Origin of the sequence: Bradyrhizobium sp. 930_D9_N1_4, from assembly GCF_052076015.1 — a bacterium.
Lineage (GTDB): Bacteria > Pseudomonadota > Alphaproteobacteria > Rhizobiales > Xanthobacteraceae > Bradyrhizobium.
On the sequence record NZ_CP197236.1, the window covers coordinates 1226597 to 1245670 of the forward strand.

Genomic DNA, 19074 nt, shown 5'->3' on the forward strand with positions numbered 1-19074 from the left:
CTCTTGGGACGGGCAGAGCATCTGCACCTGCCGACCCAATCATGGGCCGAGCTCCATACCAAGGAGGCGGCGAAATGGGACAAGACGTCAGAAGTCCCCGAGGTCCACGGTGCATTGCGCTGGTGGGCCCTTTCCAGAGCGGTAAAACCACACTTCTCGAAGCAATATTGGCGCGAACGGGCGCAATCCCGCGCGCTGGCAGCGTGGACGCCGGAACATCGGTCGGCGACGCCACGCCCGAGGCCCGTCATCACAAAATGAGCGTCGGCCTCACTGCCGCCACCACGAGTTTCATGGGCGACAGCTACACCTTCCTGGATTGTCCCGGTTCCGTCGAGTTCGCCCACGACATGCGCGCCGCGCTGCCTGCGGTCGACGCCGCGATCGTGGTCTGCGAGGCCGACGAGAAGAAGCTGCCGCAGCTTCAGATCATCCTGCGCGAGCTGGAGGAGCTGAAGATCCCGCGTTTCCTGTTCCTCAACAAGATCGACCGCGCCAACAAGCGCATCCGCGAGACGCTCGCCATGCTGCAGCCCGCCTCGCGCGTGCCGCTGGTGCTGCGCCAGATTCCGATCTGGAAGGGCGAGCTGATCGAGGGCTTTGTCGATCTCGCGCTGGAACGTGCGTTCGTCTATCGCGAGCACAAGGCCTCCGAGGTGGTCGCGCTCGAAGGCGGTAATCTCGATCGCGAGAAGGAGGCGCGCTTCTCGATGCTGGAGAAGCTTGCCGACCACGACGACGCCCTGATGGAGCAGTTGCTCGAGGACATCCAGCCGCCGCGCGATGCCGTGTTCGACGACCTCGCCCGTGAATTGCGTGAAGGGCTGATCTGCCCTGTGCTGCTGGGCGCTGCCGCGCGCGAGAACGGCGTGCTGCGCCTGATGAAGGCGTTGCGCCACGAGGCGCCGGGAATAGCGGAGACCGCGAAACGTCTCGGCGTCCCCGAGAGCAAGGACGCGCTCGGCTTCGTGTTCAAGACGCTGCACTCGCAGCATGGCGGCAAGCTGTCGTTGACGCGGCTGCTCGCCGGCCATCTCGACGACGGCGCCACGCTGCAATCCGCCTCCGGCGGCGCGGGCCGCATCTCCGGCATCCTCGCCGTCAGCGGAGCCTACGAGACCAAGCGTGCCGCGGCGGAAGCCGGCGACACGGTGGCGCTCGCCAAGCTCGATCCCGTCAAGACCGGCGATACCGTCTCCAGCGGCAAGGCCCCGCCGGCGGCGCTCGCAGCCGGCGAGCCGACGCCGCCGGTGCTCGCGATCTCGGTCGCGTCCACCGATCGCAAGGACGACGTTAAGCTCGGTCAGGCGCTGATGCGGCTGCACGAGGAGGATCCCTCGCTCGTCTTCGTGATGAACGCCCAGACCCACGACACCGTGTTATGGGGGCAGGGCGAGATGCATCTGCGTGTGGCGAGCGAGCGGCTGCGCGACCGCTTCGGCGTCAAGATCGCCTCGCATCCGCCCGCGATCGGCTACCAGGAGACCATCCGCAAGCCGATCGTCCAGCGCGGCCGCCACAAGAAGCAGTCCGGCGGCCACGGCCAGTTCGGCGACGTCGTGCTCGACATCAAGCCGCTGCCGCGCGGCGAGGGCTTCAAGTTCGCCGAGAAGGTGGTCGGCGGCGCCGTGCCGCGCAACTACATCGGCGCAGTGGAAGAAGGTGTCGTCGACGGATTGACGCGCGGTCCGCTCGGTTTCCCCGTGACCGATTTGCAGGTGACGCTGACCGACGGCTCCTATCACAGCGTCGATTCCTCCGACCTCGCCTTCCGCACGGCGGCGCGGGTCGGGCTCAACGAGGGCCTGCCGCAATGCCAGTCGGTGTTGCTGGAGCCGATCCACGTGGTCGAGATCGTCTGTCCGACCGACGCCACCGCCAAGATCAACGCGATCCTGTCGGCGCGGCGCGGCCAGATCCTCGGCTTCGACACCCGCGACGGCTGGAGCGGCTGGGACTGCGTCCGCGCCATGATGCCGGAAGCGGAGATCGGGGAGCTGATCGTCGAGCTGCGTTCAGCCACCGCCGGTGCGGGCAGTTTTACGCGAACGTTCGACCACATGGCCGAAGTCACGGGCCGCGCAGCCGACCAGATCATCGCAGCGCACCAGCACGCGGCGTGATCGGTTTCGCGCAGTAAGGGACGCACCATTCTCTCACACCCTCTCCCCGTTCTTCACGGGGAGAGGGTGTGGTGAGGGGCTGCGTCCGCGAGTACCGCGCTTCATTTGGCGCGTCACACTCTCTCCACGCGTCATTGCGAGCGCAGCGAAGCAATCCAGAGTCTTTCCGCGGCGGGATTCTGGATTGCTTCGTCGCTGCGCTCCTCAATGACGGAGGAGGGTTGTTGCGCTCTGTCTCAGATGATGTATTTTACATCATTGTATATGTATCAGATATCACTCATAATCGCTGACACGTGAGGCCAAGGTGATCACCTCGTTCCAGATGCGGGCAGCCCGCGCGCTGCTTGGCATCGACCAGAAAACCCTGGCCGAGCTTGCCGGCGTATCGTTGCCGACCATCCAGCGGATGGAGGCCTCGACCGGCAATGTGCGCGGCGTGGTCGAGACCTTGATCAAGGTGGTCGAGGCGTTCGATCGGGCCGGCGTCGAGCTGATCGGCGAGCAGGTTCGCAGCGATAGCGGCGGACGGGGCGTTCGCCTGAAGGAGCCGGGGCCGCCGCGCCGCGTCGGGGCATGATCGCGTCGGTCGTGCTCGGGATCAGGATGAGCTAGCGCATCGTCGCACGCGCCGCACGATGCACCGGAGCATTGTGGGGCAATGAGTATCACAGGCGATCACCAAAGCGGGCTGCATCGGCTGCGTCAGCCGACCTTTGCCGAACTGTATCTGCCAAAACTCATCACCGTCTGGCGTGAAGGCTACGGCGTTGCGGACTTTCGCGCCGACGTCTTTGCGGGTCTCACGGTTGCGATCGTCGCGCTGCCGTTGTCGATGGCGATCGCGATCGCCTCGGGCGTGACGCCGGATCGCGGGCTCTACACCGCCGTCGTCGGCGGGTTCATCGTGTCGCTGCTCGGCGGCAGCCGTTTCCAGGTCGGCGGTCCCGCGGGCGCCTTCATCGTGCTGGTCGCGGTGACTGCGGAGCGGCATGGCGTCGACGGCGTAATCCTCGCCACCATGATGGCGGGCATGATCCTGATCGCTGCGGGCCTCCTGCGCATCGGCACCTACATCAAGTTCATTCCCTATCCCGTCACGGTCGGATTCACCGCCGGCATCGCCGTGATCATCTTTTCCAGCCAGCTCCGCGATCTCTCGGGCATTACGCTCGCCGGTAAAGAGCCGAGCGAATTCGTGCCAAAGCTGGTCGCACTGGCGGGAGGCCTGCACACCGTCAATCCGTCGGCGGTTGCCGTCGCACTCGTCAGCATCGCCATCATCGCTGGCTTGCGGATCTGGCGGCCATCCTGGCCCGGCATCCTGATCGCGGTCGTATTCGCGGCCGTCGTGTGTGCAGTGTTCGCGCTGCCGGTCGAAACCATCGGCTCGCGCTTCGGCGGCATCCCGCGCGAATTGCCGTCCCCGGCGTTGCCCGCGTTTTCGCTCGATAAGGCGAAAGCAGTGCTGCCGGATGCGATCTCGTTCGCCCTGCTGGCCGCGATCGAATCGCTGCTGTCGGCGGTGGTGGCCGACGGCATGACCGGCCGCCGTCATCGCTCCAATTGCGAGCTGGTGGCGCAGGGCGCGGCCAATATCGGCTCGGCGCTGTTCGGCGGCATCTGCGTCACCGGCCTGATCGCGCGCACCGCCACCAACATCCGGGCCGGCGCGCGCGGCCCGCTGGCGGGCATGCTGCATGCGGTGTTCCTGTTGCTGTTCATGCTGGTCGCGGCGCCGCTCGCAAGCTACATCCCGCTCGCCGCGCTCGCCGCCGTGCTCGTCGTGGTGTCCTGGACCATGGCGGAGAAGCACGAATTCGCGACGCTGCTGCGCTCGTCCTGGGGCGATGCAATCGTGCTGCTCGCAACCTTCCTGCTGACGATCTTCCGAGATCTCACCGAAGGCATCCTGGTCGGCTTCGCGCTGGGGGCGGTGCTGTTCATCCATCGCATGGCGGAGATGACCGGCATCGAGGAGCGCCCACCACTGGTGGCGGACGACCGTCCCGATGACGGCAATGGCGAGCGCGTGCCTTACGATCCCGCGCTCGCGGTCGATCGCGACGTGCTGGTCTATCGCATCACCGGCGCGTTCTTCTTCGGTGCGGCGTCCGCGATCGGCAACGTGCTCGATGGCATCGCCGACAAGCGTAAAGGCTTCGTGGTCGATTTCGCCGCGGTGCCGTTCCTGGATTCGACCGCCGCCAACGTGCTCGGCCGCGTCGCCGCCAAGGCGCACCGCCAGGGCATTCCGCTGTTCATCACCGGCGCCTCGCCCTCGGTCCGCGAGGCGTTGCTGACCCATGGCGTCACGGAGCCGCATGCGCATTATCGCGAGACCATCGCGCGCGCGGTCGCTGACATCAAGGGCGGCGGGCTCGCCGCTGTCGCAAGCTAGCCGCGCACTTCTCAAGCGTTCCGATTTGAACGACACTGCCGCGTCACGGCGGTGGTGCATCAAATGCTCAATTCGGGTCGCAATATCGCGCTGGCCTGCGCGCTCAGCATGCTCGCGGGCTATGTCGACGGCATCGGCTTTCTGCATCTCGGCGGTCTGTTCGTCTCCTTCATGAGCGGCAACTCCACGCGCCTCGGCGTCAGTCTTGCGGAGGCCCAATGGTGGCAGGCCGCCGGCGCCCTCGGCCTGATCGCGCTGTTCGTCGCGGGCGCAGCCGTCGGCAGCCTCGTCGTGCTCGGCGGCGGCACCGAGCGGCAGCCATGGCTGCTCCTCATCGAAGCGGTGCTGCTGGCGGGCGCGGGGCTTTGCCATGCCTATGGCCTGCCCAATATCGCGATCGCCGCCATCGTGCTGGCAATGGGTCTGGAGAATGCCGTGTTCCAGATCGACGGCGGCGCCGGCCTCGGGCTCACTTATGTCACGGGCGCGCTGGTCAAGGTCGGCCAACTGCTTGCGGTGAGCCTCACCGGGGGGCCACGCTGGAGCTGGGCGCCGAATCTCCTGCTGTGGGCGGCGCTGGTCGTGGGCTCGGCGTCCGGCGCGCTCGTCTATATCAGGATCAGCCTTGCCGCGATCTGGTTCGCCGCGGGTGCGGCGCTGGTGCTGGCCGCGATCGTGGCCGTGGCGACGCGGCGCCCGCGCGCTTGACAGAGCCGGCGGGACGCGAAATGGATCGCCTCCAACGTTACGCTCCGGGGGAAAGATGACCGCGCCCAAGACGCCCGCTGCCTGCTTGATCGGATGGCCGGCCGCGCATTCGCGCTCGCCGCTGATCCATCATTACTGGCTGCGCACGCTCGGGATCGAGGGCGGCTATGTCATCGAGGCGGTTCCGCCGGATGATTTGCGCGACTTCGTGCTGCGGCTGCCGCTGCGCGGCTTCGTCGGCGCGAACGTCACCATTCCGCACAAGGAAGCCGTGCTGGCACTGTCGACGCCGGATGCGCGCGCGCAGGCGGTCGGCGCCGCCAATACGCTGTGGTTCGCAGACGGCGAGTTGCGCTCGACCAACACCGACGTCGAGGGCTTTCTCGGCAATCTCGATGCCAGCGCGCCCGGTTGGGATGCCGCCGACGAGGCGCTGGTGCTCGGTGCCGGCGGCTCCTCGCGCGCGGTGGTGTTCGGCCTGCGCGAGCGCGGGGTCAAGCGCATCCATCTCGCCAATCGCACCATCGCGCGGGCCGAGACACTCGCAGGACAGTTCGGACCGAACGTGCTTCCTGTTACGTGGGACGGGATCAACGACGTGCTGCCGCGCGCAAAACTTCTCGTGAACACGACCTCGCTCGGTATGCACGGCCAGCCCACACTCGATGTCGATGTCGCGCGCCTGCCGGACGCTGCCGTCGTCGCCGATCTCGTCTACGTCCCGCTGGTGACGCCGCTGCTGGCGGCTGCACAGGCGCGCGGGCTGAAGACCGCAGACGGGCTCGGCATGCTGTTGCATCAGGCGGTGCGCGGCTTCGAGCTGTGGTTCGGTCAGCGGCCGCAGGTGACGGCCGAGCTGCGCGCGCTGGTCGAGGCCGATCTCACAAAGACTTGAGAGAATAGTGCGCGGTCTGCGGCGTTCTCTCTTCGGTGGGGACAACCGGAGACTTTCATGACCATTCAACGAGCAACTTTCACACGCCCGCTCATCGCCGTCGCGATGGTGGCTGCGTCCACCATCTGCGCCGTCGCGCAAAGGGCGCCGGTGCCGACGCGCGTGCGCGGCACGATCGAGAGCGTCAACGGCGACACCATGCAGGTCAAGTCGCGCACCGGCGAGGACGTCAAGCTGCACATCGCCTCTGACGTGAACGTGTCGGGCATTACCAAAATTTCACTCGCTGACATCAAAGTCGGCTCCTTCGTCGGTGCCACCACCGTGCCGGGACCGGACGGCGGCCAGAACGCGGTCGAGGTTCACGTGTTTCCGGAAAACATGCGCGGCACCGGCGAAGGCTCGCGGCCCTACGACCTCAAGCCGAACTCCAGCATGACCAATGCCACGGTGTCGGAGAGTGTCGTCGGCAATGACGGCCATACGCTACTGGTCAAGTACAAGGACGGCGAGAAGAAGGTGTTCGTCGCCGACAACACGCCGGTGGTGACCTTCGTGCCCGGCGACAAATCCGACCTGAAGGCCGGCGCCAAGGTGATCGCCTTCATGAAGCAGTTGCCGGACGGCTCGTTCGAGACCAACCGCGTCAGCGTCGGCCGCGACGGCCTGACCCCGCCGATGTGATTGTTACAGCCGGGAATAGCGGTGGTCTCACGGGGTTGCCGTGTTTGACCACCGCAACACCCTGGAGGGACAGTCATGCCGAAGCTGAACAATCTGGTGCCACATCTCGTCGTGGCCGCATTTGCCGCCTGCATCGTGACATCATCGGTCTCGGCGCAGCAGGCGCCGACGGTCCGCATCCGCGGCACGATCGAGAGCGTCGACGGCAACACGCTGGCCATCAAGACCCGTGAAGGCAGCGACGTGAAGGTGAAGATGACCGACAACGTCGCGGTCTTCGCCGTGGTGAAGACGTCTTTGTCGGAGATCAAGGACGGTTCCTATATCGGCGTCACCGGCATGCCCGAGCCCGACGGCACGCAGAAAGCCATTGCCGTGCATATCTTTCCGGAGAACCAGCGCGGCGCCGCTGAAGGTTTCCGCCCCTGGGACGCGCGCACCAACTCCACCATGACCAACGCCACCGTCGCGCAGACGGTGAAGGGCACCGACGGCCAGAACATCGCGGTGAAGTACAAGGACGGCGAGAAGAAAGTCGTGGTGCCGCCGGACACGCCGATCGTGACCTTCATCGCCAGCGACAAGTCGGAGATCAAGCCCGGCGCGAAGCTGATCATCTTCGGCGCGGCAAAGAAGGACGACGGCTCGCTGGAAGCGAACCGGGTGAACGTGGGGCGCGACGGGATTACGCCGCCGATGTGAGGGCGTGCGGGCGCTGAACTCGTAGGGTGGGTTAGGCGAAGCCGTATCCACCATGCTTCCGCAAATGCGGACCGAAGTTGGTGGGTTACGCTCAACGGACTGCGCTTCGCGCATCCGCTGAGCTAACCCACCCTGCGGCACTGCCGTTGCGGTTAGACCGCAATGATATGATCGTCGATCTCGTCGACCGTGTTGACGCCGCACAGGCCCATCGTGGTCAGCAGCTCCTTCTGGATGATCTCGATCGCCTTGGCGACGCCGGCCTGGCCGCCGGCACCGAGGCCGTACGCATAGGCGCGGCCGATCATGCAGGATTTGGCGCCGAGCGCGAGCGCGCGCGTCACGTCCTGGCCGGAACGGATGCCGCCGTCGAACATGATCTCCATCTTGTCGCCGATCGCATCGACGATCTCGGGCAGCACCTCGATCGAGGACGGCGCGCCGTCGAGCTGGCGGCCGCCATGGTTGGAGACCACGATCGCCTGTGCGCCGGTCTTCGCGGCGAGCTCGGCGTCCTCGACGTCGAGAATGCCTTTCAGCACCAGCTTGCCCGGCCAGATCGAGCGGATCCACTCGATGTCGCTCCAGTTCAGCGAGGTGTCGAACTGCGAGTTGATCCAGGTCGACAGCGAGGTGATGTCGTCGCTGACCTTGAGATGACCGGCGAGATTGCCGAAGGTGCGGCGCTTGCCCTGCAGCACGCCCGACACCCAGGCCGGCTTGGTGGCGAAATCGATCAGCTTTGACAGCGACCATTCCGGCGGCACGGTCATGCCGTTCTTGATGTCCTGGTGGCGCTGTCCGATCACCTGGAGATCGACGGTCAGCACCAGCGCCGAGCACTTCGCCGCGATCGCGCGCTCGATCAGCGCCTTGATGAAGCCGCGGTCCTTCATGACGTAGAGCTGGAACCAGAACGGCTTCTCGACATTGGCGGCGATGTCCTCGATCGAGCAGATCGACATCGTCGATTGCGTGAACGGGATGCCGGCGGCCTGCGCGGCGCGGCAGGCGTGGATTTCGCCGTCGCCATGCTGCATGCCGAGCAGGCCGACGGGCGCGAGGATCAGCGGCATGGTCGAGGGCTCGCCGAGGATCGTGGTCGAGGTGTCGCGCCTGGAAACGTCGACCAGGATGCGCTGGCGGAACTTGATGTTCTGCATGTCGTCGCGGTTGGCGCGCAGCGTTTCCTCGGCATAGGAGCCGCGGTCGCAATAGTCGAAGAACGCCTTCGGCACACGGCGCTGATGCAGTGTGCGTAGGTCGTCGATACAGGTGATGTGCTTCATGAACGTTCCCCCGGCCCGTCTTTCTCAGAAGGCTTGCATCAGAAGATTGAAGGGTCATCTAGCATGGTTGGATGCACAGCCAAATCGTTTGCGAAGAGGGCGCCATGAGCAAACCGCACAGCCAGCCGACGCCGGAAGAGATCAAGGAGAAGCAGGATCTCGAGAATGCTCTGGAAGAGGGCCTGGAGGAGACCTTTCCGGGCTCCGATCCCGTCAACGTCACCCAGCCCGCGCCGAGCCGCGGCGACGGCCATGTGAAGCGCTCCGGCTAGGGCGGGTTCCGCTCCACGTCCGCACATGGACCGGAAATATAATATTAACAACAGGTTACCCGGGCGGACTGTCCCCGGTTCCGTAATGATTCATCATATTTTTTGAAGCCAAGTTAGCCGCGAAGGCTTTATAAGACCTCAGCAAATCAGGGATGCGGGGCCCGCTCGGGCACCCGGAGGTTGTCGTGGGGATTCCTGGTTGTTGCTCGGGGGACGATATGAGTCGCAAATATTTCGGGACGGACGGGATTCGGGGCCGCGCCAACGGACTGATCACGCCGGAGCTCGCGCTCAAGGTCGGCCAGGCCGCCGGCCTCGCGTTTCAGCGCGGCGACCACCGCCACCGGGTCGTGATCGGCAAGGACACCCGCCTGTCCGGCTACATGATCGAATACGCGATGGTCGCGGGCTTCACCTCGGTCGGCATGGACGTGCTGCTGGTCGGCCCGATGCCGACGCCGGCGGTCGCGATGCTGACCAAGTCGATGCGCGCCGACCTCGGCGTCATGATTTCGGCCTCGCACAATCTGTTCGAGGACAACGGCATCAAGCTGTTCGGACCGCAGGGCTTCAAGCTGTCCGATGACGTCGAGAAGCAGATCGAGCTGCTGCTCGACGAGCCCATTGACAAGCGCCTCGCACAAAGTGCGAGCCTCGGTCGCGCCCGCCGTATCGACGGCGTGCATGACCGCTACATCGAATTCGCTAAGCGCACGCTGCCGCGCGATCTTTCGCTCGACGGCCTGCGCGTCGTGATCGATTGCGCCAACGGCGCCGCCTACAAGGTAGTGCCGGAGGCGCTGTGGGAACTGGGCGCCGACGTCGTGCCGATCGGCGTCGAGCCCGACGGCTTCAACATCAACAAGGATTGCGGCTCCACCTCGCCGGAAGCGCTGTCGCGCAAGGTACGCGAGATGCGCGCCGACATCGGCATTGCGCTCGACGGTGACGCCGATCGCGTCATCCTGGTTGACGAGCGCGGCCATGTCGTCGACGGCGACCAGCTGCTGGCGGTGATCGCGCAGAGCTGGAAGGAAGACGGACGCCTTTCGCGTCCCGGCATCGTCGCCACCGTGATGTCCAATCTCGGCCTCGAGCGCTTCCTGAAGGGGCAGGGGCTCGATCTCGTGCGCACGCCGGTCGGCGATCGCTACGTGCTCGAGCAGATGCTGAGCGGCGGCTACAATCTCGGCGGCGAGCAGTCCGGCCACATCATCCTGTCCGACTATGCCACCACCGGCGACGGCTTCGTGGCCGCATTGCAGGTGCTGGCCGTGGTGCAGAAATCGCGCCGGCCGGTGTCGGAAGTCTGCCACCGCTTCGATCCGCTGCCGCAGATCCTTAAGAACGTCCGCCACAAGGGTGGCAAGCCGCTCGACGATTCCGACGTCAAGTCCGCCATCTCCGACGGCGAGAAGCGCCTCAACGGCCACGGCCGCCTGCTGATCCGCTCCTCCGGCACCGAGCCCGTGATCCGCGTCATGGGCGAAGGCGAAGACCGCATGCTGGTCGAGGACGTCGTCGACACCATTGTCTCGGCGCTCGGGCAGGCGGCGGCCTAGGGCACGATCGTAGCCCGGATGGAGCGCAGCGAAATCCGGGATTCGTGCAGCAGGCGATCAAGGCCCCGGATTACGCTCCATCCGGGCTACGAGCTTCCTAGGGTGGGCAAAGCGGAGCGTGCCCACGCGTCGGTCGTTGTATCGGAGAGATCGTGGGCACGGCGCAAGTGCGCCTTTGCCCACCCTACGATTCCGGGCTCGCGGAGAGGGTAGGACCCGCGCATTCCAGCCATTTGCGATTGACGGTGGTTCCACCGCCGCATGCATCGTATTCAGCGAGTGCGGCGGTTCGCCGCGCCGGGGTCGCTGCATTGAACAAGCCTGTCATTGTCTCCCAGGAAACGCTGACCGAGCCGGTCATCGTCGCTGACGTCGCGCCTGCCGCGGCGGCAAAGGCTGCGGGGCCGGCCTATATCGTGCTCGCCGGCATCAGCTTCTCGCACTTCCTCAACGACACCATGCAGTCGCTGATCGCCTCGGTGTATCCGATCCTGAAGGACACCTACGCGCTCGACTTCGCGCAGATCGGCATGATCACGCTGGCCTTCCAGTTCACGGCGTCGCTGCTGCAACCGGTGGTCGGGCATTACACCGACAAGAAGGCGCAGCCTTATTCGCTGTCGATCGGCATGGCCTCGACCTTCTTCGGCCTGCTGCTGCTCAGCGTCGCGCACCAATATCTCATCATCCTCGTCGCGGCGGCCTTCGTCGGCCTCGGCTCGGCGGTGTTTCATCCGGAATCGGCGCGCATCGCGCGGCTCGCCTCCGGCGGCCGCTACGGTTTTGCGCAATCGGTGTTTCAGCTCGGCGGCAGTTTCGGCACCTCGATGGGGCCGGTGCTCGCCGCGCTGATCGTCGTGCCGTTCGGGCAGGGCAGCATCGCCTGGTTTTCCTCGATCGCGTTCCTCGCGATCGTCATCCTCTGGCGCATCGGCCGTTGGTACGAACCGCAGATCAAGGCGAAGACAACGGTGGCAGCTCCCGCCCATCCGGACGCGCCGAGCTCGCGCCATGTCAAGATCGCGCTCCTCGTGCTCGTGGCGCTGCTGTTTTCGAAGCAGCTCTACGTCTCCAGCCTGTCGAGCTACTACATCTTCTATCTGATCGACCGCTTCGGCGTGTCGACGCAGGCCGCCCAGATGTATCTCTTCATCTTCCTTGCGGCGAACGCGGTCGGCGCGTTTCTCGGGGGCCCCTTAGGCGATCGCTTCGGCCGCAAGATCGTGATCTGGATCTCGATCCTCGGCGCGCTGCCGTTCACGCTGGCGCTGCCCTATGCCGGGCTCACCGTGAGCGCGGTGTTGTCGGTGATCATCGGCCTGATCATCTCCTCGACGACGTCGTCGATCATCGTGTTCGCACAGGAGCTGGTGCCGCATCGCTTCGGCATGATCTCCGGCGTGTTCTTCGGCGTTGCCTTCGGCATCGGCGGCCTGGGTGCCGCCGTGCTCGGCAAGCTCGCCGATCACACCTCGATCGCGTTCGTCTACCAGGTCTGCGCCTATTTGCCGGCGATCGGGCTTCTTGCCGTGTTCCTGCCCAAGCTGCCGCAGCACGCGCGTTAACAAATCTGTCTTCGCTGCGTTGCGGCTTCATCAATCGTTAGCAATTGCGGCGTGCACCTGCCGCATTTTTGCAACGCTCGCGCGGCATCCGCGTGTGCGGTCAGAAAAAATCAACCTTAAAAATTAGGGTTAAGTGGCGCTTAAACATTTGGTGCGATCGTCCCGCCTGTGAGTTTCCAGAACGTGAGGCACTCGTATTGAGCCTCACCGGCCATAAGGACGAAGCCAATGCGTAGCGTTAAGTCTCTCCTTGCCGCGGGTGCGGCATCCCTGATCTCGTCGATGGCGTTCGCCGCCGATATGCCGATCGCGGCGCCCCCTCCCATGTACGCGCCGCCGGCTCCGCCCGCCGATTTCGGCGGCTGGTATCTCCGCGGCGACGTCGGCATGACCAACCAGCGCGCCAAGAGCATCGATGGCGCCTTGCCGGCGGGTTATTCGAAGACGACGGAAGGCCTCGGCTTCGACTCGGCGGGACTGTTCGATCTCGGCGCCGGCTATCGCTTCAACAACTGGTTCCGCGCGGACGTGATCGGCCAGTACCGTGGCAGATCCAATCTGCACGGCAGCGACAACGTCGTCGGCCCCGGCTTCGTCGGCGTCAACAACTACTCCGGCAGCAAGTCCGAGTGGGTCGTGATGGCCAACGCCTATGTCGACCTCGGCACCTGGTGGTGCATCACCCCGTTCATCGGCGCCGGTGTCGGCGGCTCCTACAACAAGGTCAGCGGCTTCCGCGACGACGGTGTGTCGTATAGCGGTGGCGTGCTGTCCAACAGCGTCGCCTACTTCGCCGACAACGGAAAGTGGAACTTGGCCTGGGCCGCTCACGCCGGCCTCGCCTACAAGGTCAACCCCGGCTTCACGGTTGAACTGGCCTACAGCTACATGAACCTCGGCGACGGCGCGCCCGGCAACTACCGCCTGTTCGACAACAGCGCTTCGGGCCCGACCTCGATCAAGATCAGGGACATCACCTCGCACGACATCAAGCTCGGCGTGCGCTGGGATCTCAACAGCCCGGCGCCGGCCTACATGCCGCCGCTCGTCACCAAGGGCTGATCGCAAGCCTTATTGCTCAACAAGCCTTGCCGCTTAACAAGCCTCATCGCTTAAGACGTCTTAACGGCGCGGGATCATCCCGCGCCGTTTTGCTTTGCGGATTTTTCATGGCTCGACCGCGACGAAATCGCCGGACGCAACCATTGGTTAAGGTTAACGAGCCATGATCAGCATCGAAAGTTCGAGTTCGATTTGGAGCGTTGCGATGCGTAGGCTTTTGTTGGCAGCAGCGATGTTGGGGACGGTATCTGTCGCGCATGCGGCCGACATGCCGGACCTGCCCATCCTGCGCGGCAGCTACACCGACGGTCTGTCGAAGACGAGCCACAACTGGGACGGCTTCTATGTCGGCGGCCATGCCGGCTATACGGCCGATGCGACCGATTTCGGCCAGAGCGTGGTCGGCCTGACCAATTACATCTTCCGCGACAGCGTGCTCCAGGGGCCGACGTCGACGTGGTCGCTCCTGCAAAAAGCGAACACGCAAGGCACGCATTTCGGTGGTTTCGTCGGCCGCAACTGGCAGTGGTACGATGCCGTTCTCAGTCTTGAAGGCACCTACAGCTATTTCGGCAATCTCTCGACGGGGTCGACCGGCTCCAACGCGCTCGTGATCGTCAATCCGCCCGGCGAGACGCGGGCCGCCGGCATTACCAATAACTATGCCGTGGCGCTCACGGGTACCGCGACGGCGCAAGTCAAGGACATGATCACGCTGCGCGGCCGCGTCGGTTGGGACGGCGGCGATTTCATGCCTTACGCATTCATGGGTGCTGCCGTCGGTCGGATGGACGTCAACCGTACGGTGACGAGCAATGTGCAGTTGCGCACGGACGTGACCACGACGGATCTCTTCGGCAACACGACGACCACGCTGGGAGCGTGGGGGCCCGTTCCCGCGCAGTCGGGGACGCAGGGTCAGCACAGGACCAACACGTTCGCGGTGGGTTGGACCGCCGGCCTCGGTCTCGAATATTGCATCTGGAACGGATTGTTCGCGCGCGTCGAATACGAATACGTCCGCTTCTCTCCCGTCATGAATACCTCGGTGACGCTGAACAACGCGCGCCTCGGGCTCGGCTACAAGTTCTGAGCCATCCGCCACCGGTTGACAGATTCCTTCCGTCCTGATGCTCTGTCGCTCCAAAATGGGGCGGCGGCCATGAAGGTCTACGGCGATACCAATTCCGGCAATTGTCTGAAGGTGAAGTGGGTCTGCGACAAGCTCGCGCTGCCTTACCAGTGGGTCGAGATCGACACCCGCAAAAGCGAGACGCGCACGCCGGAATTCCTGAAGATGAACGGCGCCGGCCAGGTGCCGACCGTTGCCTTCGACGACGGCCGCACGCTGGCGCAATCCAATGCCATCATCCGCTATCTCGCGCGCGACAGCGCGTTGATCCCGCGCGATGCCTTTGCCGCTGCCAAGATGGATGAATGGCTGTTCTGGGAACAATACAGCCACGAGCCCTATGTCGCGGTGTGCCGTTTCCAGCTCGTCTATCTCGGCAAGGACGCCTCCGAGCTCGATCCTGACAAGGTCAAGCGCGGCTATGCGGCGCTCGACCGCATGGAGCAGCATCTCTCCGGCAGCCGCTTCTTCGCGGGCGAGGAGGTTTCGCTCGCCGACGTCTCGCTGCTCGCCTATACGCGCGTGGCGCACGAAGGCGGCTTCGATCTCGGCCGTCATGCGGCCATCCGCCGCTGGATCGGTGAGGCTGAAGCCTTTCTCTGCCTGCCGCCGGCGCGTTGAGTCCGGAGTTCTTGATATGAACGACAAGTCCGTCTCCATCCGCCCCGCACGCCGCGAGGACGTCCCCGCGATGATCGCGATGCTCGCCGACGATCATCTCGGGCGCGCGCGCGAACGGGTGGAGGATCCGCTGCCTGCCGTCTATTACGAAGCGTTCGAACGGGTCGAGCGCGACCCAAATCTCACGCTCGTCGTCGCCGAGAGCGAGGGCAGGGTGGTCGGCTGTCTGCAACTCGCCGTGCTCGCAGGCATCAGCTCGCAAGGCGGCATCCGCGGTCTGCTCGAGGACGTTCGCGTTGCCAGCGATTGCCGCAGTCGCGGCATCGGCGAGCAATTGGTGCAATGGGCGGTGAGCGAAGCGAAGGCACGCGGTTGCAATCTGGTCGAATTACTGACGCATGCGAGCAGAGTTGATGCGCAGCGCTTCTACAAGCGATTGGGATTCACATCGAGCCATGTCGGCATGACTGTCCGCTTTTGAGGCGGCGCGTTTTGAGGCAGCTCATCGCGAACGTTGTGTGTTCAGCGAAATCGGATCGCGCATTCGTTCATCTTAAGAGCTGATAAACTACCCGTTCGTCGTTCCCGTTGATTGCGGAACGAACGGTGCTACGCAGCGTCAGGACACCGGGCTCGGTCGGTTCGGGGATTGCGATGACAAATTATTCGATGATCAAGGTCGGCAACGACTACGTTGTGCAGGCCAATGACAAATGCATTTTGAAGGTCGGCAGCCGCCGTCGTGCGGCGCAATTGATCAGCGATGCCACGGGCTTGCTGAACGCGCTCGCCGTGGTCGAATCCCCCGACATCGCACCCGAGGCGCCATCAATCCAGCGTGAGAAGCCGGAAGTTTCTTGACGACTCTATCCGTTTCCCGTATCAGCCGCGGCGGGACACCTCCCCCCAACGGGAGGCTTACTATCTGGAAGGGTAGACGATGACTGTAGCGAAGCCCGCTTCGCGGCCCAACGTGCCGCATTTTTCCTCCGGCCCCTGCGCCAAGCGCCCCGGATGGAACGCCCAAAATCTCAAGGACGCAGCGCTCGGCCGTTCGCATCGCGCGAAGGTCGGCAAAACCAAGCTCAAGCTCGCGATCGATCTGACGCGCGAAGTGCTTGAAGTGCCCGCCGATTATCGCATCGGCATCGTGCCGGCGTCCGATACCGGCGCGGTCGAGATGGCGCTGTGGTCGCTGCTCGGTGCACGTCCCGTGACTACGCTCGCCTGGGAATCCTTCGGCGAGGGCTGGGTCAGCGACATCGTCAAGGAATTGAAGCTCAAGGACGTCACCAAGCTCAACGCGGCTTATGGTGAGATTCCCGACCTCTCGAAGGTCGATCCCAAGAGCGATGTCATCTTCACCTGGAACGGCACGACTTCGGGCGTGCGCGTGCCGAACGCCGACTGGATCAGCGCGACCCGCGAAGGTCTGACCATTTGCGACGCGACCTCGGCCGCGTTCGCGCAGCCGCTCGACTGGGCCAAGCTCGATGTCGTCACCTTCTCCTGGCAGAAGGCGCTCGGCGGCGAAGCCGCGCACGGCATGCTGATCCTGTCGCCCCGCGCGGTGGAGCGGCTCGAGACCTACAAGCCGGCCTGGCCGCTGCCGAAGATCTTCCGCATGACCAAGGGCGGCAAGATCAACGAAGGCATCTTCGTCGGCGAGACCATCAACACGCCGTCGATGCTGTGCGTCGAGGACTATCTCGATGCGCTGAACTGGGCCAAGTCGATCGGCGGCCTCAAGGCGCTGATCGGACGCGCCGATGCCAACACCAAGGTGCTCGCCGACTGGAAGGCGAAGACGCCCTGGATCGACTTCCTGGCCAAGGACGCCGCGATCCGCTCCAACACCTCGGTGTGCCTGAAGTTCACCGATCCCGCGCTCACCTCGCTCTCCGAAGATGCGCAGGCGGAGTTCAGCAAGAAGCTTGTCGCGCTGATCGAGAAGGAAGGCGCCGGTTACGACTTCGCCTACTACCGTGATGCGCCGGCCGGCCTGCGCATCTGGTGCGGCGCCACCGTCGAGGCCAAGGATGTCGAGATCCTGACGCAGTGGATCGACTGGGCCTTTGCCGAGACCAAGGCAACGCTGGCCAAGGCGGCCTGAGTTCTTACTCTCCCCTGGAGGGGAGGGTCGACGCACCGACGAGCATGATCCGGAAAAGTGGTCTCCGGTTTTCCGACAAGATCATGCTCAAACAAGACGGTGCGGCGGGGTGGGGTGATCTCTCCACACGGCGCACCGGCGATTTTCTTTTTGCAGCTTCACCCCACACCGGCGCTTCGCGCCGACCCTCCCCCTCCAGGGGAGGGTGTGAAGGACACATCCCCATGACCAAACCCAAAGTTCTCATCTCCGACGCGCTCTCTCCCGCCGCCGTTCAGATCTTCAAGGACCGCGGCGTCGAGGTCGACTTCCAGCCCAATCTCGGCAAGGACAAGGACAAGCTCGCCGAGATCATCGGCAATTACGACGGTCTCGCGATCCGCTCGGCGACCAAGGCGACCGCCAAGATTCTGGAGAAGGCGACCAACCTCAAGGTGATCGGCCGCGCCGGCATCGGCGTCGACAACGTCGAGATTCCCGCGGCGACCGCCAAGGGCATCATCGTGATGAATACGCCGTTCGGCAATTCGATCACGACCGCCGAGCATGCCATCACCCTGATGCTGGCGCTCGCCCGCGAGATCCCGCAGGCCGACGCCTCGACCCAGGCCGGCAAGTGGGAGAAGAACCGTTTCATGGGCGTCGAGATCACCGGCAAGGTGCTCGGTGTCGTCGGTTGCGGCAACATCGGCTCGATCGTCGCCGATCGCGCGCTCGGCCTGCGCATGAAAGTGGTCGCGTTCGATCCGTTCCTGTCGCCGGAGCGCGCCAAGGACATCGGCGTCGAGAAGGTCGAGCTCGATGAGCTTCTGAAGCGCGCCGATTTCATCACGCTGCACACGCCGCTCACCGAGAAGACGAAGAACATCATCGATGCGGCGGCCGTCGCCAAGATGAAAAAGGGCGTGCGCCTGATCAACTGTGCCCGCGGCGGCCTCGTCGACGAGCAGGCGGTGGTCGACGCGCTCAATTCCAAGCACATCGCCGGCGCCGCCTTCGACGTCTTCGTCGAGGAGCCCGCCACGACGAACGTGCTGTTCGGTCATCCCAACGTGATCTGCACGCCGCATCTCGGTGCCGCCACCACGGAAGCGCAGGAGAACGTCGCGCTCCAGGTCGCAGAGCAAATGTCGGATTACCTCCTCACCGGTGCGATCTCGAACGCGGTCAACTTCCCCTCGATCACGGCCGAGGAAGCGCCCAAGCTGAAGCCCTTCATCTCGCTTGCCGAGAAGCTCGGCTCGTTCGCCGGCCAGCTCACCGAATCCGGCATCCTCAAGGTCGAGATCACCTATGAGGGTCACGTTGCCGAGATGAAGATCAAGGCGATCACCTCGGCCGTGCTGTCGGGCCTGCTGCGGCCGATGCTGGGCGACGTCAACGTGGTGTCCGCGCCCGTCGTCGCCAAGGAGCGCGGCATGGTGGTGGACGAGATCGTGCGCGCCGCGCAGAGCGACTATGAGAGCCTGATCACCGTCACCGTCACCACCGAGCGTCAGGAGCGGTCGGTCTCGGGCACCGTCTATGCCGACGGCAAGCCGCGCCTCGTCGACATCAAGGGCATCCGCGTCGATGCCGAGTTCGGCAAGTCGATGATCTACGTGACCAACGAGGACAAGCCGGGCTTCATCGGCAAGTTCGCAAGCCTGCTCGGCGATGCCAAGATCAACATTGCGACCTTCCATCTCGGCCGCGTCGCGCCGGGCTCCGATGCCATCGCGCTGATCGAGGTCGACGGTGCGGTCCCGGCGGATTTGCTCGCCAAGGTGCAGGCCCTGCCGCAGGTCAAGCAGGTCAAGGCGCTGACGTTCTGAGGTACGCTCTCACCGTCTCGTCATGGCCGGGCTTGACCCGGCCATCCACGTCTTGCTCGCGATCCGCCTCTGGCGGCGGCATCCGAGGGCTCGCCAGTTTGGCAGCGCCAAGCAGGCGCACAGGCCGGCGA

General features: G+C 64.6%; 18 protein-coding genes. 17 read left to right on the forward strand and 1 reads right to left on the reverse strand.

The features are described 5' to 3' along the window. Positions 1-74 precede the first annotated feature (74 nt). From AB7532_RS05715 to AB7532_RS05745, 7 genes are all read left to right on the forward strand, one after another. Entirely contained in the window at positions 75-2123 is a 2049-nt protein-coding gene (locus tag AB7532_RS05715; protein WP_441233845.1) for an elongation factor G, read from the forward strand. A gap of 307 nt (positions 2124-2430) precedes the next feature. Further along, positions 2431-2703 carry a helix-turn-helix domain-containing protein gene (locus tag AB7532_RS05720; RefSeq protein WP_026201995.1) on the forward strand — a complete coding sequence of 91 codons (273 nt, stop codon included), beginning with the start codon at positions 2431-2433 and terminating at the stop codon, positions 2701-2703. Between the two features lie 81 nt (positions 2704-2784). Beyond that, positions 2785-4524, forward strand: a complete 1740-nt coding sequence (locus tag AB7532_RS05725; protein ID WP_441233846.1) for a SulP family inorganic anion transporter — start codon at positions 2785-2787, stop codon at positions 4522-4524. Positions 4525-4587: 63 nt separating this feature from the next. Then, entirely contained in the window at positions 4588-5232 is a 645-nt protein-coding gene (locus AB7532_RS05730) for a YoaK family protein (RefSeq protein ID WP_441233847.1), read from the forward strand. A gap of 55 nt (positions 5233-5287) precedes the next feature. Continuing rightward, positions 5288-6127: a shikimate dehydrogenase gene (locus tag AB7532_RS05735; RefSeq protein ID WP_441233848.1), complete on the forward strand. Its 840-nt coding sequence runs from the start codon at positions 5288-5290 to the stop codon at positions 6125-6127. A 57-nt stretch (positions 6128-6184) separates the two neighbouring features. Beyond that, positions 6185-6811 carry a hypothetical protein gene (locus AB7532_RS05740; protein WP_441233849.1) on the forward strand — a complete coding sequence of 209 codons (627 nt, stop codon included), beginning with the start codon at positions 6185-6187 and terminating at the stop codon, positions 6809-6811. A gap of 75 nt (positions 6812-6886) precedes the next feature. Next, positions 6887-7513 carry a hypothetical protein gene (locus AB7532_RS05745; RefSeq protein ID WP_441233850.1) on the forward strand — a complete coding sequence of 209 codons (627 nt, stop codon included), beginning with the start codon at positions 6887-6889 and terminating at the stop codon, positions 7511-7513. 152 nt (positions 7514-7665) lie between these two features. Here AB7532_RS05745 and AB7532_RS05750 read toward each other — a convergent pair whose 3' ends face one another. Beyond that, entirely contained in the window at positions 7666-8802 is a 1137-nt protein-coding gene (locus AB7532_RS05750; protein WP_441233851.1) for an alpha-hydroxy acid oxidase, read from the reverse strand. Positions 8803-8906: 104 nt separating this feature from the next. Between AB7532_RS05750 and AB7532_RS05755 the strand changes: the two genes are divergently transcribed. The 10 genes from AB7532_RS05755 (at position 8907) to serA (ending at position 18943) form a co-directional block, all read left to right on the forward strand. Continuing rightward, on the forward strand, positions 8907-9074 hold the full coding sequence (locus AB7532_RS05755) for a hypothetical protein (protein ID WP_441233852.1): 168 nt from the start codon (positions 8907-8909) through the stop codon (positions 9072-9074). Between the two features lie 218 nt (positions 9075-9292). Further along, entirely contained in the window at positions 9293-10636 is a 1344-nt protein-coding gene (gene glmM, locus AB7532_RS05760; protein ID WP_441233853.1) for a phosphoglucosamine mutase, read from the forward strand. 311 nt (positions 10637-10947) lie between these two features. Beyond that, positions 10948-12201: an MFS transporter gene (locus AB7532_RS05765; protein WP_441233854.1), complete on the forward strand. Its 1254-nt coding sequence runs from the start codon at positions 10948-10950 to the stop codon at positions 12199-12201. A 228-nt stretch (positions 12202-12429) separates the two neighbouring features. Beyond that, the gene (locus AB7532_RS05770) at positions 12430-13263 is read left to right on the forward strand and encodes an outer membrane protein (RefSeq protein WP_441233855.1); all 834 of its coding nucleotides are present in this window, start codon (positions 12430-12432) and stop codon (positions 13261-13263) included. Positions 13264-13495: 232 nt separating this feature from the next. Then, positions 13496-14356 carry an outer membrane protein gene (locus AB7532_RS05775; protein WP_441239193.1) on the forward strand — a complete coding sequence of 287 codons (861 nt, stop codon included), beginning with the start codon at positions 13496-13498 and terminating at the stop codon, positions 14354-14356. Between the two features lie 69 nt (positions 14357-14425). Continuing rightward, on the forward strand, positions 14426-15016 hold the full coding sequence (locus AB7532_RS05780) for a glutathione S-transferase family protein (protein WP_441233856.1): 591 nt from the start codon (positions 14426-14428) through the stop codon (positions 15014-15016). 16 nt (positions 15017-15032) lie between these two features. Beyond that, the gene (locus AB7532_RS05785; protein ID WP_441233857.1) at positions 15033-15497 is read left to right on the forward strand and encodes an N-acetyltransferase family protein; all 465 of its coding nucleotides are present in this window, start codon (positions 15033-15035) and stop codon (positions 15495-15497) included. A 188-nt stretch (positions 15498-15685) separates the two neighbouring features. After that, positions 15686-15877: a hypothetical protein gene (locus tag AB7532_RS05790; RefSeq protein WP_441233858.1), complete on the forward strand. Its 192-nt coding sequence runs from the start codon at positions 15686-15688 to the stop codon at positions 15875-15877. Positions 15878-15956: 79 nt separating this feature from the next. Beyond that, positions 15957-17129: a phosphoserine transaminase gene (locus AB7532_RS05795; RefSeq protein ID WP_441233859.1), complete on the forward strand. Its 1173-nt coding sequence runs from the start codon at positions 15957-15959 to the stop codon at positions 17127-17129. A gap of 224 nt (positions 17130-17353) precedes the next feature. Further along, the gene (serA, locus tag AB7532_RS05800) at positions 17354-18943 is read left to right on the forward strand and encodes a phosphoglycerate dehydrogenase (protein WP_441233860.1); all 1590 of its coding nucleotides are present in this window, start codon (positions 17354-17356) and stop codon (positions 18941-18943) included. Positions 18944-19074 lie beyond the last annotated feature (131 nt).

Coding starts and splice junctions, on each gene's coding strand:
- AB7532_RS05715 (WP_441233845.1), top strand. CDS start 75: ATGGGACAAGACGTCAGAAGTCCCCGAGGTCCACGGTGCATTGCGCTG.
- AB7532_RS05725 (WP_441233846.1), top strand. CDS start 2,785: ATGAGTATCACAGGCGATCACCAAAGCGGGCTGCATCGGCTGCGTCAG.
- AB7532_RS05730 (WP_441233847.1), top strand. CDS start 4,588: ATGCTCAATTCGGGTCGCAATATCGCGCTGGCCTGCGCGCTCAGCATG.
- AB7532_RS05735 (WP_441233848.1), top strand. CDS start 5,288: ATGACCGCGCCCAAGACGCCCGCTGCCTGCTTGATCGGATGGCCGGCC.
- AB7532_RS05740 (WP_441233849.1), top strand. CDS start 6,185: ATGACCATTCAACGAGCAACTTTCACACGCCCGCTCATCGCCGTCGCG.
- AB7532_RS05745 (WP_441233850.1), top strand. CDS start 6,887: ATGCCGAAGCTGAACAATCTGGTGCCACATCTCGTCGTGGCCGCATTT.
- AB7532_RS05750 (WP_441233851.1), bottom strand. CDS start 8,802: ATGAAGCACATCACCTGTATCGACGACCTACGCACACTGCATCAGCGC.
- AB7532_RS05755 (WP_441233852.1), top strand. CDS start 8,907: ATGAGCAAACCGCACAGCCAGCCGACGCCGGAAGAGATCAAGGAGAAG.
- glmM (WP_441233853.1), top strand. CDS start 9,293: ATGAGTCGCAAATATTTCGGGACGGACGGGATTCGGGGCCGCGCCAAC.
- AB7532_RS05770 (WP_441233855.1), top strand. CDS start 12,430: ATGCGTAGCGTTAAGTCTCTCCTTGCCGCGGGTGCGGCATCCCTGATC.
- AB7532_RS05775 (WP_441239193.1), top strand. CDS start 13,496: ATGTTGGGGACGGTATCTGTCGCGCATGCGGCCGACATGCCGGACCTG.
- AB7532_RS05780 (WP_441233856.1), top strand. CDS start 14,426: ATGAAGGTCTACGGCGATACCAATTCCGGCAATTGTCTGAAGGTGAAG.
- AB7532_RS05785 (WP_441233857.1), top strand. CDS start 15,033: ATGAACGACAAGTCCGTCTCCATCCGCCCCGCACGCCGCGAGGACGTC.
- AB7532_RS05790 (WP_441233858.1), top strand. CDS start 15,686: ATGATCAAGGTCGGCAACGACTACGTTGTGCAGGCCAATGACAAATGC.
- AB7532_RS05795 (WP_441233859.1), top strand. CDS start 15,957: ATGACTGTAGCGAAGCCCGCTTCGCGGCCCAACGTGCCGCATTTTTCC.
- serA (WP_441233860.1), top strand. CDS start 17,354: ATGACCAAACCCAAAGTTCTCATCTCCGACGCGCTCTCTCCCGCCGCC.